Annotated in this window: 7 protein-coding genes; all 7 read right to left on the bottom strand. The window is 63.5% G+C overall.

The window, feature by feature from the left end:
* Positions 1 to 2 precede the first annotated feature (2 nt).
* Positions 3 to 9737, bottom strand: coding sequence for a non-ribosomal peptide synthetase (locus I6F28_RS31180; protein WP_225142744.1), 9735 nt, complete (start codon positions 9735 to 9737; stop codon positions 3 to 5).
* Positions 9738 to 9815: 78 nt separating this feature from the next.
* Positions 9816 to 10784 carry a TauD/TfdA family dioxygenase gene (locus I6F28_RS31175; protein ID WP_036023852.1) on the bottom strand — a complete coding sequence of 323 codons (969 nt, stop codon included), beginning with the start codon at positions 10782 to 10784 and terminating at the stop codon, positions 9816 to 9818.
* Positions 10753 to 11508 (bottom strand): thioesterase II family protein, encoded by a 756-nt coding sequence (locus tag I6F28_RS31170; RefSeq protein ID WP_225142743.1) that lies wholly within the window; start codon positions 11506 to 11508, stop codon positions 10753 to 10755. The genes I6F28_RS31175 and I6F28_RS31170 overlap by 32 nt, the downstream gene beginning before the upstream one ends.
* 21 nt (positions 11509 to 11529) lie before the next feature.
* Positions 11530 to 11757 (bottom strand): MbtH family protein, encoded by a 228-nt coding sequence (locus I6F28_RS31165; RefSeq protein WP_036013449.1) that lies wholly within the window; start codon positions 11755 to 11757, stop codon positions 11530 to 11532.
* Positions 11758 to 12133: 376 nt separating this feature from the next.
* The gene (locus tag I6F28_RS31160; protein WP_225142741.1) at positions 12134 to 14473 is read right to left on the bottom strand and encodes a TonB-dependent receptor; all 2340 of its coding nucleotides are present in this window, start codon (positions 14471 to 14473) and stop codon (positions 12134 to 12136) included.
* Between the two features lie 249 nt (positions 14474 to 14722).
* A complete protein-coding gene (locus I6F28_RS31155; protein WP_225142738.1) occupies positions 14723 to 15871 on the bottom strand; it encodes an amidohydrolase in 1149 nt (382 codons plus the stop codon).
* Between the two features lie 283 nt (positions 15872 to 16154).
* Complete coding sequence (locus tag I6F28_RS31150; RefSeq protein ID WP_225142736.1) at positions 16155 to 16586, bottom strand: RidA family protein; 432 nt, start codon at positions 16584 to 16586, stop codon at positions 16155 to 16157.
* Positions 16587 to 16601: the final 15 nt, after the last annotated feature.

Below are 16601 nucleotides of genomic sequence, written 5' to 3'. Positions count from 1 at the left end.
GCTCACTGCTCCGTTCCCACCAGTTCCTGGAGCTCTTCGGCATCGAATTCTTGCTCGATGAGCCTGATCGACACGACCCGGGCAAATGAGGCAAGATCGGGATGAGCGAACAGATCCGAGACCGCGATTGACACGCCGATCTCCTGCGACACCCGGCTCAGCACCCGCACTGCGAGCAAGGAATGTCCGCCGAGCTCGAAGAAGTGATCGTTGCGTCCGACCTGATCGACGTCGAGCAGCTCCGCCCAGATCCCGGCCAGCGCCAGCTCGATCTCGTCCTCGGGTGCCTCGTAGGTGCGACTCGCCAACGCATCCTCGCCCGGCGCCGGCAGTGCACGCCGATCGATCTTACCGTTAGCGGTGAGCGGCAACTGCTCCAGCACCGTCACCGACGACGGCACCATGTAGTCAGGCAGAACGGCGGACAGTGCATCGCGCAAGGCGCGGCCGTCGAGCGACGGCCCGCCACTCGCATAGGCGAACAATTGGCGCCCGGTCCGGCCTTCGCCCGCCACAACGGCCGCCGCACGCACGCCACGCTGCTCGAGCAGACGCGCCTCGATCTCTCCGAGCTCGATACGGAAGCCGCGGATCTTCACCTGCTGGTCGGCGCGGCCGACATATTCAATCACGCCGTCGTTGCGCCAGCGCGCGAGATCGCCGGTGCGATAGAGGCGCGTGCCATCGTCGCTGAACGGATCGGGGACGAACCGCTCCGCGGTCAGTGCAGCCCGGTTCAGATAGCCGCGGGCCTGGCCAACACCACCGATGAACAGCTCGCCGGTGACGCCGGCGGGAACGATATTGAGGTCGGAATCGAGAATGTGCGCCGACCTCGCACCAACGGGCCGTCCGATCGGTGCGGGCTGGTGAGGTGTCAACGCGGCGGCGTCGACGATCCACGCCGTCGGCGCGATCACCGTCTCGGTCGGGCCGTAGGCGTTGACCAGAAGATCGATAATGAAAGCTTCTCGAAATGCCCTGACCCCGGTATCGGACCAGGCTTCGCCGCCGACGATACAGGCCCTGATCGCCAGCCTGCGCCCACCCTGCCGCAATGCCGCGCTCAATTGATCCGCATAGGCCGGCGGCAGGAAGATCGAGGTCACCGCATTGCGGGTCATCTCGCTGACGAGATCGTCAATCAGGAGACCGGGCTTCGAAGGCAGGACGAGCGAACCGCCCGTCATCAGCGGTACCAGCCATCGCTCGTGGGCGATGTCGAAATTGATCGATGCCGTCTGGAACTCGCGGTCACGCGAGGTCATGCGGTACAGCCGGCCGATGGCTTCGCAATGCATCGCCAGCGGTCCGCGCGCAACCGCCACGCCTTTCGGCGCGCCGGTCGACCCGGACGTGTAGATGACATAGGCCAGGCTGTCCGGATGGATTTCGATGTCGAGGTTCCCGCCGTCCTCGCCGGCGCGCGGCGATGGCTCGTCGATGCAGAGCGCCTCGACCCCGGCTTCGCGCAGCACCGGTGCAAGCGGCTCGAGCAGCGCGCCTTGCGTCAGGACCAGCGCCGCGCCGCCGTCACGCAGCATGTAGGCAAGCCGCTCGGCCGGATAATCCGGATCGAGCGGCAGATAGGCGCCTCCGGCCTTCAGAACCGCGAGCAGCGCGATGATCATGTCCGGGCTTCGGCTCAAGGCAATGCCGACCAGCCGATCCGGACCGACGTTCCAGAGGCGAAGGCGTCGTGCGAGCGCGTTCGCACGCGCGTTCAACTCGCCATAGGAGATGCGCTGGTCGCCGCAGACGATGGCAATGGCAGACCGCGCCTGCGCGGCCTGTGCTTCGATATGCATCACGACGTCGGCGCAGGATGATGCGGAGGTCAGCCGCGCTGCGCCACTCCATTCGAGAGCTCGTCGCGCGTCCTGCTCGACTGCCGCAGAGAGATCACCGAGCGCACATTCCGAATTCGCCGCAATCCGTTCCAGCAGGGCGTGGAGAATGTCGCGAAGGCGCAGGATCGCCGCCTCGTCGACCCGGCTCCGGTCATAGTTGAATTCAATGTTCAGCCGATCGCCGGCGGCGAACACCGCGACCGCCAGCGCATAGTTCGTCGGCGTCACATGCGCCACACGTCCCAGCCGCGGACCACCTTCCCCGCCTCGCAGCACCCCCTCGTCGATCGGATAGTTTTCGAACACCAGGATACTGTCGAACAGCGGCTGCCCGGCACGGCCGGCGAGGCGCTGAATGTCGTAGAGCGGCGTCCAACCGTGCTCGCGCATCGCCAAATTCTGTTCCTGCAACTGGCGCAGCCAATCGCCCACGATAGCTTGCGGGCTGGTCGCATCGACGATGGGAAGCGTGTTGATGAAGAGGCCCACCATCTCCTCGGACCCGGGCAATTCGGCCGGACGGCCCGAGATGGTCACGCCGAAAGAGACCGCGGACTGCCCCGAATGACGCCGCAGCAGCTGTGCCCACGCACCCTGGATGAGCGTATTGAGCGTCACCCGTTCATGCTTGGCAAAGGACTTCAGCCGCTCGGTCAGCGCTGCGTCCACCGCAAGCCCGACACTGGCATGGCCTTCGGCCGGGGATGTCTTGGAGGGCGCCAGCGTGTTCGCGAGCAATGTGGGCGCCTCGAGCCCTGCCAAAGCCTCGCGCCAGAACCTCTCGGCGCTCTCGCGATCGCGACCCTGCAACCATGCGATGTAGTCGCGGTAGCTGCCCTGCACGGCCGGCAGCGGGCGACCGCTCGCCTGCTGCAACACCTCCGCCACCAGTCGGGCCGAGCTCCAACCATCGACGAAGATGTGATGATGGGTCCAGATCAGCCAGTGCCTGTCGTCGTCGAGACGGATCAGACGGATACGCTGAAGGGGCGGCTGCGAAACGTCGAAGCCCATCTCGCGCTCACGCCGGGATATCTCCGCCAGCGCGGCTTGCAGATCCGCAGGCGCGCTCCCGCGCCAATCCTCCTCGACGAACGGCACCGTCACATGACGATGCACCACCTGCTGCGCAGCACCCGACAGATTCTGCCAGACAAATCCGGTCCGCAAGGCCGCATACCGGTCGCTGACCACCTGCCACGCGGCTTTCAGCTTGCCGGCATCGACGCCGAACAGTTCGAGCCCGACCTGATTCACATAGGCGTCGTTGGCACCATCGCGCAGCGCATGAAACAGCATGCCCTGCTGCATCGGCGAGAGCGGATAGATGTCCTCGATGCCGCGAAGATCCAGGTTCGCAGCCAACCGATCGAGATCGGATTGAGCGAGCCCCGACAGCGGGACATCCGATGGCGTGAGACCGAACGCTCCATTGCAGCAATGGGCGATCAGTTCGCGCAATGCGTCCTTGTAATGTGCGGCGAGCCGCTCGATGGTCGCGTGCCGGTAGCGCTTGCGTCCGTATCCGAGAGATAATTCCAGCCGGCCTTCACGCACGAGGCCTGTAATGTTCAGCCAACCGCGCATCGGGGCCGTGGCGCTACGCGAGGGACCTGCACTCTCCGCTGCGAAGGAGAAGCGCTGGTTGGTCCCTACGTTGGCATCGAATCGGCCTAGATAGTTGAAGACGATCTGCGGCTCTGCCAATTGCGCCAGAGCCTGGCGCTGCTGCCCGGAGCCGAGATGGCGCAGCACGCCATAGCCGATCCCGCGATTCGGAATCGCGCGAAGCGTCTCCTTGACCGCCTTGATCAGCGACGCCTCGTCGCCTGCATCTTTCAGCCGGACCGGAAAGGCCGTCGTGAACCAGCCGACGGTGCGGGACACATCCGCATCCGGGAAGATATCCTCGCGGCCGTGGCCTTCGAGCTCCACGGCGATCTCGTCGTGCTGGCTCCAGCGCGACACCGCACGGACGAGACCGGCGAGCAGGAGATCATTGACCTGGGTCCGATAGGCAGCCGGCGCCTGTTCGAGCAGTTGCGACGTCAGGTCGGCATCGAACACCAATGACACCTCGCCGCCGTCCCCGACGCGATCGACGTCGCCATGGTCGTCATCGCACGGCAGACGCGCGCCGGCGCCACAATCCAGCCAATGGGGCAATTCGCCCGCGATCTCGGCGGTTACCGCATAGGCATGCAGCCGCTCGCTCCACGAGGCATAGGAGTCGCTCTTCGGCGGCAGCGCGACGGGACTGCCACGCTGGAGTTGGTCATAGGCCAACGCCAGGTCCTCCAGAAGGATGCGCCAGGATACGCCATCGACGACGAGATGATGGATCGCAAGCAACAAGCGTTGGCTACCGTCCGCCAGGTCCATGCCGACAGCCCGCAGCAGCGGTCCCGAAGACAGTGAGAGACTTTCCTGCGCAGCGCGGGCGAGCGCCACGACCTCCGTCGCGCCGGCGACGCCCGCATGACGCCACAGCAGTTCGGATGACGCCGGTGCCGGGCCCTGCTCCGCCCGCCAGGCGCCATCCACCTGCCTGAACCGCAAACGCAGCGCATCGTGATGGTCCAGGATGGCCGCAAGCGCGCGCCGCAGCGTCTCCCAGTCGACCTGCATCCGCGGCAGCAGCAGAACCGCCTGGTTCCAGTGATCCCGGTTGGCAATGTCCTCGGCGAAGAAGCGCGTCTGAATCGGCATCAGACGGGGCATGCCAGATGCGGTGTCGCCGCCGACTGACGTCCTCGCCGCCGGTCTGTCCTTTCTGGTCGTCCCCGCCGACATAACGGCGACCGTCGCCAGCCCGGCAACCGTCTGCTGGCTGAAGATCTGCTTCGGCGTCAGCCGGATGCCGCGCTTGCGCAAGCGGGCGATGATCTGCAGGCTCAGAATCGAATCGCCGCCGAGTTCGAAGAAATTGTCATTCCGGCCGACGCGCTCGCGAACGAGCACCTCGCACCAGACCGCCGCGATCGCAACTTCAAGATCCCCCGCAGGCGCGGCATAGCCGGCCGACGCCCCCTGTTCGGCCGGTTCAGGCAAGGCGCGACGATCGATCTTTCCGTTGGGCGTCAGCGGCAGTCGCACCAACATGACGATGTGTGACGGAACCATATAATCCGGCACGATTGCAGCCAGCTGTTGCTTGATCGCCTCGGCCTGCGGACCGGCGCCGCTCTCGGGCACGCAATAGGCGATCAGCTCCTGGCGCTCACTCGCACCGATGGCGCGTGACACGACCACCGCGTCATCGATTCCCCGCAGCGCCTTGATGACGCGCGCGACCTCGCCCAGCTCGATGCGATAGCCGCGCAACTTGATCTGGTCGTCAGAACGACCCAGGAATATCAGCCGGCCCTCGCGGTCGCAGCGGACGCGATCCCCGGTTCGGTAGAGGCGCCCGCCCGCGGCGCCGAACGGATCCGGCACGAAGCGTTCCGCGGTCAGGCCCGCCGCGCCGCGATAGCCCCGCGCCAGCCCAGCGCCGCCGACATAGAGCTCGCCAACGACTCCGATCGGCACCTCGTTCAAGGCGTCATCGAGGACATGGACGCGCAGATTGGCAAGAGGCAGACCGATCGGAACCGAACCGTCCCCGCGGCCTGCCGCGCACTCATGCGTCACCGCACCGACGGTCGTTTCCGTGGGCCCGTAATGATTCAGGATCCGGCATTCCGGCCGCAAACGCCGGACGTCGTCCAGCAGCGCGCCATCGCACGCCTCGCCGCCCAGGACGAGCGCGTCGCGGGGGAGCAGATCGGCCGAGTGCGAGGCCTGAAGCAGCCCTCGCAGATGGCTCGGCACGATCTTGAGAATGTCGACCTCGCCCTCGCGCATCGCTTGTGCAAACGCATCCGCGTCGAATACGGCCTCTGGTGACAGCAGATGCAGCGTGCCGCCGGATGCGAGCGCACCGAACAGGACAGTGTGGCCGAGGTCGGCCGCCACCGTCGAAACCATCGCCATGCTCGCCGACGGGCGCGGCTTCAGACGTTGCAGCAGAGCCTGGACATAATTGGCCAAGGCCCCGTGCGAGACGCTGACGCCCTTAGGCGCGCCGGTCGATCCGGAGGTATAGATGACGTAAGCGGTCTGCGTTGGATGAATGGTCGTGTCGAGCGGCAGGCTCGATACCTCGGCGCGCGCCGCTTCCGCCTCCGCGTCGAGCACCAGGCAGCCCAGCTCGCGCGCATCCGTCAATTTGTCGCCTGCCGCAAGCATGATGTCGATGCCGCCGTCGGTCAGGATACGGCGGACGCGCTCCAACGGCCATTTCGGATCGAGCGGGACATAAGAGCCGCCCGCCTTCAGCACACCGAGCAAGGCGACGACAAAGGCCGGAGAGCGCTCGATCCACAGCGCAACCGGTGTCTCGCGTGCCACGCCCTTCGCGATGAGGGCGTGTGCGATACGATTTGACCGCTGCTCGAGCGCCGCAAAGGTCAGTTGCCCCCGGCCGCATCGAATGGCGATGGCGGTCTGTCGATCGACTGTCGCCGCGCGATGAAGGCTCACCATATCGGCGAAGCCGAACGCCGCAGCCTCACTCGGCACGGTCTGCCGGTGTCCGTCGTCGATGACGAAGTCCGATATCCGCCGCTCGGCGTTGTCGGCGATCTGGCGCAGCATCGAACCGAATTGCGCCGCCAGCCGTGCAATGGTCGGACGATCGAATAGGTCGGTGGCGTAGTTGAACGTGACCTTCATCCCGACGCCATCGATGACGTCGAGGGCGAGATCGAAATGCGAACCAGCGAGATCGACAATGTCGACGTCGGCAGCGAGCCCCTCCACGCCGGAGAAACCGCCCGGCGCCGTCATGTAGTTGAACTTCGCCTGGAACAGGGGATTTTGCCCACCGCTGCGTTCGGGCTTGAGGCTGTCGACCAGCATTTCGAACGGAAGATCCTGGTGCGCCAGTGCCTCGACCACCAATTCCCTGACCTGACGCAACAGGCTCGTGAAGCTCGCTTCGGCGGTCATCTCGGCCCGCAGCACCAGCGTGTTGACGAAACATCCGATCAGTCGTTCGAGCTGCGTATGCCGGCGCCCGGCGACCGGCACGCCGACACGCAAATCACTCTGCCCGGTGTAGCGATGGAGCAGCGCGTAATATGCGCCGAGCAGTAGCATGAAGACGCTGACGCGCTGCTTGCCGGCGATCTCCCGGAGCTGGGACGCAAGCACGGCGTCGATGGCCAGACCGATCGTATCGCCGGCATGGCTCTGGATCGTCGGGCGCGGCCGATCATGCGGCAGCGCCAGCACCGGGTGAACATCGCCGAGCTTGGCGCGCCAATAGGCGAGCTGCCGATCGCCCTCGCCGCCCGCAAGCCAGCTTCGCTGCCAGGCCGCAAAATCAGCATATTGAATTGCCGGAACCGGCGGCACGCCTGCGTCCTGACCGGTACCGGCTCGATAGAGAGCGGCTAGCTCTTCGAGTAGCACATCAAGCGACCATCCATCGACGATGATGTGATGGGCCAGCAACAGCAATTCGTAGGCATCGTCCGCGAATTGAAGCAGCACGGCGCGCAACAATGGCCCGTTCACGAGATCGAATGGCTTGCCGAGCTCGGATCGCCTGACCGTCTCCGCGCGCTCGGAGCGCTCCCGCACAGAATAGGCGCGGAGATCCTCGTGCCGAACGCCGATGCTCATGACATCGTGGACGAGCTGCGTCCCACGGCCGTCTCTGGCGATGAACGTGGTGCGCAATATCTCGTGACGACGGACGATCTCGCCGAAAGCACGCGAAAGCACTGCACGGTCGAGCCGTCCCTTCAGACCGATTGTGCTCGCAACGGTATAGGCTGTCCCAGCAGGATCCATGTTCCAGAGGAACCAGAGCCGCTCCTGTGCGTGCGACAGCATCGTGCGATCGGCCGCGACGGCCCATGGGATCGGCGGGAGCGCCCGGCCAGCACCCGTGCCCGCCAGAGCATCGATCCGGCCAGCGAAGGCCGCAAGCGCCGGCGCGTCGAAGAAGGTGCGCAGCTCCACTTCCACGTCCAGGCGGTCGCGGATCGCAGCAGCAACCTGGCCAGCCGCGATCGAGTTTCCGCCCAGCACAAAGAAATCGTCCTCGCGATGCACCGCCGCGACGCCAAGCGCCTCGCACCACATCGCAGCGACGGCACGCTCGGTATCGCTCGCCGGCACCGTCACGGATGCAGTGCCGCGGCGACGCCCTCTCTCGAACACCGCGAAGCTGTCGAGCGTGTTGTCGGCGAGACGCGTTGCGCAGGCCGACCGCTGCAGCTTGCCGCTCGTCGTCAGCGGCATCGCTTGCGGGTTCAGCAGAACGATCACGGCCGGATATTCCTGCGCCTGCCGGAGCACGGCTTCGCCGATCGCATGTGCGAGCGCTTCCGGATTGCTACGCTTGAGCACGGCGCGGCTGAACTCCGCCGCCACTCCGATGGCTTCACGCCCCTCGACCTCGATGGGAAAGGCGGCAACCCGTCCGCTGCGGACGGATTCGACCTCGGCTTCGACCGCCTGCTCAACATCCGTCGGATAGACGTTCTGCCCGCGAACGATCAGCAGGTCCTTGAGACGACCGGCCACCACGAGTGCGCCGTCGCGAAGGAAGCCGATGTCGCCGGTCCGCAGCCAACGCGCACCATCTCGCTCGACGAAGGCTTGATGCGTGGCCTCGACATTGTTCCAGTAGCCGAGCGCGACACTGGGACCAGTGACCCAGATCTCGCCCACCTCATTCGCCTCGGCCACCGCCGATTCGTCGACGCGCATGATGCGCACGGCGTGACCAGCAGCAGTTCGACCACATGCCACGAGGTCCGTGCCTTCGCTGGCGCTCGCGATGCGGCCGGCGGCGAGTTCCGCGGTGTCGAGCGTGTAGCTGACGGTCTCGGCGGTGATGTCGCTGGCCGTGACCAGCAGCGTCGCCTCCGCAAGTCCATAGCAAGCCGTCAACGCCCGTCGATCGAACCCGGCCCGCGCAAACCGGTCGCCAAATTTCTCGAAGGTGGTGCGGCGGACGAACTCCGAGCCCGAGAACGCAAACCTCCACCGGCTGAGGTCGAGCCGACGGATGGTCTCTTCCGAGATGCGGTCGGTGCAGAGTGAGTACGCGAAGTCGGGGCCACCGCTCAACGTGCCGCCGTGACGGTCGATGGCCTCGAGCCAGCGCCGTGGCCGCTCCAGGAAGTTCCGTGGCGACATCAGGACGCCGGTAAAGCCCGTGAACAGCGGGTTCAGAAGTCCGCCGATCAGCCCCATGTCGTGATAGAGCGGCAGCCAGCTCACAAACACATCGTTCGGCGTTCCACTACAAACCGCTTCGATCGCACGCTCGTTGGCCGCTAGATTGCCATGGGAGACGCAAACGCCCTTCGGCTGCGAGGTCGAGCCGGATGTGTATTGGAGGAACGCGATCCCATCGGTGGCAGGCCTCGTCTCGCACCAGTCCGCGGCGAGATCGGGCGAAATCGTGTCCACCGCAACGATCTCCACGTCGGCGAGCTCGGGCAATGCCGCCTCGATGAGACCGCGCAGCCCCGTCTCCACCAGGATGAAGCGAGGCGCGGCATCCCGCAGGATACCGTTCAGTCGTCCTGCATAGCGCTCGGGACCGCCCTCAGGCGGATACGCCGGCACGGCGACTACGCCCGAATACAGGCAGGCATAGAATGCGACGGCATAGTTGATCCCGCTCGGAAGCAGAATCACCGCCCGTTCGCCCGCACCGCCCATCTGCTGAAACCATGCCGCAAGCGCCCTGATCCGAGCGTCCAGCGCGGCAAACGTCAGCTCATCGGCAACGTCGTCGCCCTCCAGGAATCGCAACGCCACCTTCTCCGGTCGCAAGGCGGCATGCTCTCGCAAGCGTTCGACGAGGTCGGATCTGTCCATGTTCTCAAATTCCTGTCCGGCCGCGCGCCGGAAATCCCCGCCGCCCGAATGAGACGTGCCGCTGATCACCCTTGCCGATCACCCCTGCCGATGAGCTTCCGCCATGGCGACGATCACCTTGCGCGGACCCCTGAACGGGGCCCGCGCGTGCGCGGTGAGCATGTTGTCGAGCATCACGACGTCCCCAGCCTGCCAGGGAAAGCTGATCTTGTGCCTCTCCAGAACGGTCCGGACCGTTGACAATGTTTCGTCCTCGATCGTCGAACCGTCGCCATAGAAGACGTTGCGCGGTAGATCGGCTTCGTCCTCGACCACGTCGAGCAGACTCTCGCGCACCTCCGGCTCGAGATTGGAGACATGGAACAGATGCGCCTGGTTGAACCAGACCCACTCCTTCGTGACCGGGTGCTGCGCCGTGCCCTGACAGACCTGGCGCGTACGGAGTTCGCCATCTTCCTTCCACTCGCATTCGATGTCGTGGCGAGCGCAGTAAGCTTCCACCTCCGATCTGGAGTCGGTGCCGAACACCTGCTGCCAATCGACGTCGAGCCCGTTGCCGTAGTTCCGCACATACATCACGCCCTTCTCGGCGAACCGCTCGCGAATGGCCGGCGGCATGTCGCGATAGATGGCGCGGCTGTCGGCGATCGGCGTCTCGCCGCCTTCCAGCGCTGGCTGCATGCAGTAGAACCAGATCTTCATCGGCCAATCGCGGGTATAGGCCTGCTCGTTGTGCAGCGGGATATGCTGGTGCGGCGGATACTCCGTGGACGTGTAGACGCCTGAGGTCACCTGCGAACGCGGCGTCGACCCGAACTCGTAGGTCAGCAGCGGGTGGCCGAAATCGGCCGCGAAGGCTCGAAACGCATCGGGACCATCGAGCGCGAAATCGCGAAACACGATGCCGCCGCTGTCGGTGAGGTACCGGTCGATCGTTGCACGCAGCATGGGAAGGGATTCGCCGAGCGGCTGCCCGGCCTCACCTGCCCTAAGCAGCATGGGAAGAGCCTTGCCCTCAATGAGTGGCTGGACGGAGAACGCGCTCATGATCCTCGCTCCGATGCAAACCGGTCGATCGCCCCGATTGCCGGGCCAGCGCCCAGCCGATCCGGTCGATCAGTTCGGCCTGCTGTGTGTGAATGAAGAAGTGATGCCCGGGCAGAATATCGAGCGTGAATGCCGCCGAGGTCTCCAGCCGCCAAGCCTCGAGTGCTTCGCGGCTGGTCTCGTCGTCCGCTCCGCCAAAAACGTGTACGGGGCACGGCAATGGACGCCGCGGCCGGTAGGCATAGGCTCCGCACATCAGAAAATCTGCGCGCAGTACCGGCAGCGCGGATCGCATCAACTCGGCATTCGACAGCGCCTCGTCGGGTGTGCCCTGAAGATCACGCAGCTCCTGCATCAGCGCCTGGTCGCTCAGGGGATGGCGCCACTTGCTGCCGTCCCGCACCGCCGGCGCTTCCGCACCCGAGGCGAAGAGAATGGCCGGCGCAGGCGCCCCGCGATCGAGCAGGCCATGTGCGAGCTCGAACGCGATCACGGCACCGAGGCTGTGCCCGAATAGTGCGTAGGGCCCGTCGAGCTGCGCGGCGAGTTCACCAGCCAGCTGTGCCGCCAGCACGCGCGGATCGGTCGCCAGCGGCTCGTCCATGCGCGCACCGCGGCCGGGCCATTCCACCGGCCGAACGTCGATCCACGACGACAGCAGCCTGCGCCACCGCGCATAGAACATGGCAGTTCCGCCGGAATAGGGCAGACAAAGAAGCCGCATCGGACGACCGGACTTCGCTGACTACGTCGTCTGCTGAGGCGACGCGCCGTCCATGAACTTGCGCAAGCTGAGCGGGCGCATGTCGGTCCACACCTGCTCGATATGGTCGAGACATTCCTTCTTGCTGCCGGACTTGCCCACCGCCTTCCAGCCGGCCGGAATCTCCTTGAACGTCGGCCAGATGGAGTATTGCTCTTCGTGATTGACGACGACGGTGAAGGTGACGTCGTCTCTGTCGAACACCATCATGGCGCGATCCCCTTTTCGGAAAGCGAAAGCAGAGACGTTTGACTAGGTGAGAAGCCGACGAGGGTCAAAGCAATATCGACGCGACTTTTTGTAAGACCTCAAAATTGGCGACGGGCGGACACAATGCAACCTCCGCGCTTGCGCGCCAATACGCGGAAAACTATTGGGATTTCAGGACGCGACGAAGATTGCTGCAATTCTAACTGCGCAAGGAGGAACTTTTCCGATGTGGCGTGATGGTGCGATTTTATCGCGGTGGTGTTTCATGACACTGTCATCAATCGCGACAAGTGCAGCTTGCTGATTATGGACCAACGAAAAACCGCCGCGGACCAGATCCACGGCGGTGCGCATCGGGAGTACCAAGGACCAGCGTTCAGAAATTGAACGTCGTCGACAGGAGGTAGGTGCGCGGCGCGCCGAGTGATACCGCGCTACTCACCGTGCGATAGGAATTCCAGTACGCCTCGTTGAACACGTTCTCCACGCTGGCGCGAACAACAATCGGCTTACCGTTCCAAGGCGACACGAATGTGTAGCGTGCGCCAAGGTCGACTCGCGTCCACGCAGGAAGCTCCTGCGTATTCGCATCGTTGGCGTAGCTCTCGCTAGTGTAGATGACCCGGCCGGTCATAGTCAGTCCCGGCAGGAACGGGGTGTCCCACTCGGCGCCGAGGTTCAAGTTAACCGCCGACACGCCGACGGGAACCTTGCCATTGTAGTTGACGATGATCGATCCGACGGAGACCGCCTGCCTGACGACCTCGCCGTCAATGAAGGTCACACCACCCAGCACCCGGAACGTCGGGGTCACCTCCCCGAAGGTGAACAGTTCGAAGCCCCGATTGCGCTGCTCGCCGGAAAGTCGCCTCGCAGGTAGGGTTTGCCCCGGCACTGCGACCGAAATAATGTTCGGACTGGTGATGTCAAATGCGCTGGCAGTAAAGCCGATCCGGCCCATATCGACCTTCATGCCGACTTCCTTCTGCTTGGTCTGAGCAGGAGGAATGATCTCGCCAACGTTCGAATACGACGTGGCGCCGACAACGACTTCGGGCGCCTTAAGGCCTTCGATGTAGTTTGCGTAAAGGGAGATGTTCTCCACCGGCTTGACGATGACCGCATAGCCGGGACTCCAGGTCGGAACGTCGACACTCGATTTGGCAGAGGTCAGCAGGTTCACGCTGTCTACGCCCGCTGTCTGCCGCCTCGCCCCGACAACAAACTGAAGCCTGTTGTTGAACATCGACATCGTATCAGCGATACCGACACTGGTAAGCTTGGTTCGCGTCTCCAGATTCTGGGCGACGGTAGCGAAGTTGGGATAAGGGATCGGAACCGGATTGTACAAGTTTGAATTGATCGCAGCGCCTGCCCTGCCGAACGAACTGTAATCTCGCTCGAAAGCCGAGTAGTTCACAGTCAAGAGATGATTGATGGGGCCGGTATCCACCGAGGCTCGCAGCCCGACCTCACCTGTATAATTGTCATAAACATCGCGCCCGCTGAATGGAACGGCCGTCCAGTTGCCGTTCGCGTTCGTGATGCGCGGCGATGGATAGACGTAGTCGATCTCGCTCTTGTGATATCCAGCCGCACCGTACGCCGTCACCGACTCCGTTAAATCGACTTCACCGCGCGTCATGGCAAACGCGTCTTTCGGTTTCCATGTCGCCCATTCCGGCATGTAATTGGCGCCGGGCTTCGGAAGGGCGGGAACTGGGATGGTGGTCGCGAACGGAGGACTGGTGGTAAACGTCAGGAACCGCAGCGGCGGCTTCAGATCATCAGCCTGATAACCGATATCCGTTGAAAAGCGCACGCGTTCACCCCGGTAGTCCAGATTGAGCACGGCGTTGCCGAACTGATCGGTCTGCCGATCATACGCAGTCGAGCCGCCCCGCGCCTCACCATTGAACCGGACGCCCCATTCTTTATGTTCGCCGTATCGACGGCTCACATCGGTTTGCAGTCCGAACTGAGACCTTGATATGTAAAGTGCAGTGAGTTGCGTGATGTCGAAGTCAGGTGCGCGCTTAGTCACCAAGTTAATGCTACCACCATTGGCACCTGCAGGCGGCATGCCGCCGAGAAGCACGCCCGGTCCCTTCAGAACCTCGACGCGCTCAAGGAAATTCGCTGACGTGGAATAGAACGGCGCCATTCCATAGAGGCCATTCATGGCGTAGTCGCCACTGTCGTGGTAGAAGCCCCTGATGTAGACACCATCGATGCCATTGCCGGCAGGCGTCTTCACCCGGACCGAGGGATCGTTGAACAGCACATCGCCGACGGTGCGCGCCTGCTGATTCTTGATCAGCTCCGCCGTATAGCTCGTCTGGTTGAACGGCGTGTTCATCACGCCGCGATTGCCGAGCAGACCGAGACTCCCGCCGGTTGCAACCTGGCCGCCTGCGTAGGCGGGCGGCACCGTGCCGACCGTTCCGGTCGAGGGCACCACATAGGGAACGGGTGCAGCCTGGCGCGGAGGCGCCGCGGCGACGGATCGCTGTCCACGCGAGGCGCGCGTCGACTGTGATCTCTGGACCGGCTGACGAGCTCTCGGCTTGGAGGCATCCACGGTCACGGGCGGCAGATTGGATTGCGCAACCGCATGCTGAAGGTCACCCGAAGATTCCATCGACAGTGCGAGATAACTCACCGCGCCCAACGATAGTGTACGCACGATTTTCCTGGCCGAGAGTTCACGCGTCATTCCTGCGCCCCAATTCCACTTGCAAGCACGTCCCCGTCGCTTCCTAACATACGACGGTGCTGCGAGAAGGAATTGGGACCTAGAAATTATCTAAGGTTGCACGACGAAACCGTCGTGATCGGAGAAGCGATTTCCTACTTCGAACTTCACTGCAAATTTTCGAAAGCTTCTAGTTTCAAATCGTTCTAAGCGCCGATCCAACATGTGGCATGCAGGCGATACGCTGTCACTCCGTCCGGAATTCTCTATTTAGCCAAGCAGGTTGCGTATGGTGCGCACGAATATTCTTGCACCAATTTCTATCAACTGATCCGGAAAGTCGTAGTTCGACTCATGCAGCCCGGGATGCTCTTTGCCGGCTCCCAGGAAAAACATCGCCGACTTCGAACGGGAGCCAAAACGTCCGAAGTCCTCGGAGCCACGCAGTGGAAGGCCCTCCGCCGAATGTCGCACCCCCTCTGCGTCCAGCGCGCTTCTAAGCTGGGCAACAGCATCGACGTCGTTTGCGCAATGATTGAAGACGTCGCGATAAGCGATTTCCGTGCTCAGCCCCTTGCCGGCCGTCACGCGCCGAACCAAGTCTTCCGCCTCCAGGCGGAGCCGTTCCATCATCATGTCGGTGCATGTTCTCAGTGTCGCCCACAATTCGCCGAAGCCCGGCGCGATACCGAACGCAGGCTCCCCAAGTCTTGCGTGGGTGACCGTCAGCATTGAGAAGTCGTCGTCTAGCTCCGTCCCGCGCCCGAGCGCGGGTATCTCCAGCAGAAGCCTGGCGAGCGCGTCTTTCGGGGAGACACCAAGCTCCGGATTCGACGCGTGCGTCGTTCGTCCTGATAATCTGATCTGCATTCCTTGCGAGGCGCAATTCACCAAACCTTCGGCAAGAGAGACCTGTCCAAGACCGAGGCCGGGAAGGTTATGCAGCGCGAAGACAAAGTCGGGCCGCATCTGCTCAAACTTCGCGTCAGCCAGAACGGCGGCCGCACCGGACCCGTCCTCCTCGGCCGGCTGAAACAGGAGCGCTACGCGACCTCGGCTTGGACGTTGCTGGCTCAGATTTTGCGCTACGGCCGCCAGAATTGCCATATGACCATCATGACCGCAGAGATGGGCCTTTCCTGCTATCAGCGATCGATGCTTGAGTTCTGATTTTTCTTGAATCGGCAGTGCATCCAGTTCGGCCCGAAGCATGATCGTCGGGCCAGACTCACGTCCATCATAGATTCCAAGCACGCCGTGACCACCGAGGCCCGAAACGATCCTGTCGGCACCCGCCGCCTGAAGACGGGCCCGCACGGCTTCCGCGGTTTTTGCCTCTTGCCCCGACAGTTCCGGCACGGCGTGAAGATGGCGTCGCCATGCCACCAATTCATTCAGATCGTTCTCGGTCAGGAACATTGGGCTTCTTTCTCACTCATGACCGGCGGCGAAACGCCTGTTGTAGTCGCTGCACTGCTCTCGTCAATTCGATCGCGCGGAAGCCGAGCTCAGTATCACGCCTCAGACCGTCTGCTCAAATTTGCAGTCGATAGATTTTTGTGCATCTCCCGGTGCACACATGGTGCACACGCCGCCCCTTAGCCGATTGAAAATATTGAGCTCTCGCTCCAATCCATCACGGGCGCCGTAGAGAGCTTTCCATCGTCGCGGTCTCGCCGCGGGCCTGCGGCCGACGCCTTCGTCAGCGCGGGACGACGGCCGTCGCCTCGATCTCGACACGCGAGGATGGCTCGACGAGACGCACGACCTGCACCAGCGCCATGCTAGGGTAATGGGTGCCAATGACCTCGCGATAGACTTTGCCGAGCGCTTTCAGGTTCGACACATATTCGTCCATGTCCACGACGTACCAGGTCAGGCGCACGAGATGGTCCGGCCGCGCGCCTCCCTCTGCCAGAATCGCGACGATGTTCTCGAGCGTCTGGCGGACCTGCGCAACGAAGCCGTCCGCAAATCGCCCGGCTGCGTCCCAACCGACCACACCACCCGTCACGATGAGTCGTCCTTCAGCCATGACGCCATTCGCATACCCCTTCGGCTGCGGCCAGCCGCTGGGCTGAAGCAGTTGCAGACCACGCGCAACGGGGGCTTCCGGCTTGCTGATCGTGCTCATGCGTAGTTCTCAATC

It is taken from the genome of Bradyrhizobium sp. NBAIM14 (assembly GCF_020193895.1).
In the GTDB taxonomy this organism is placed as follows: Bacteria; Pseudomonadota; Alphaproteobacteria; order Rhizobiales; family Xanthobacteraceae; genus Bradyrhizobium; species Bradyrhizobium yuanmingense.
Note: the sequence above shows the minus strand (reverse complement) of the source record. Positions and strands in the feature narration are given on the sequence as shown.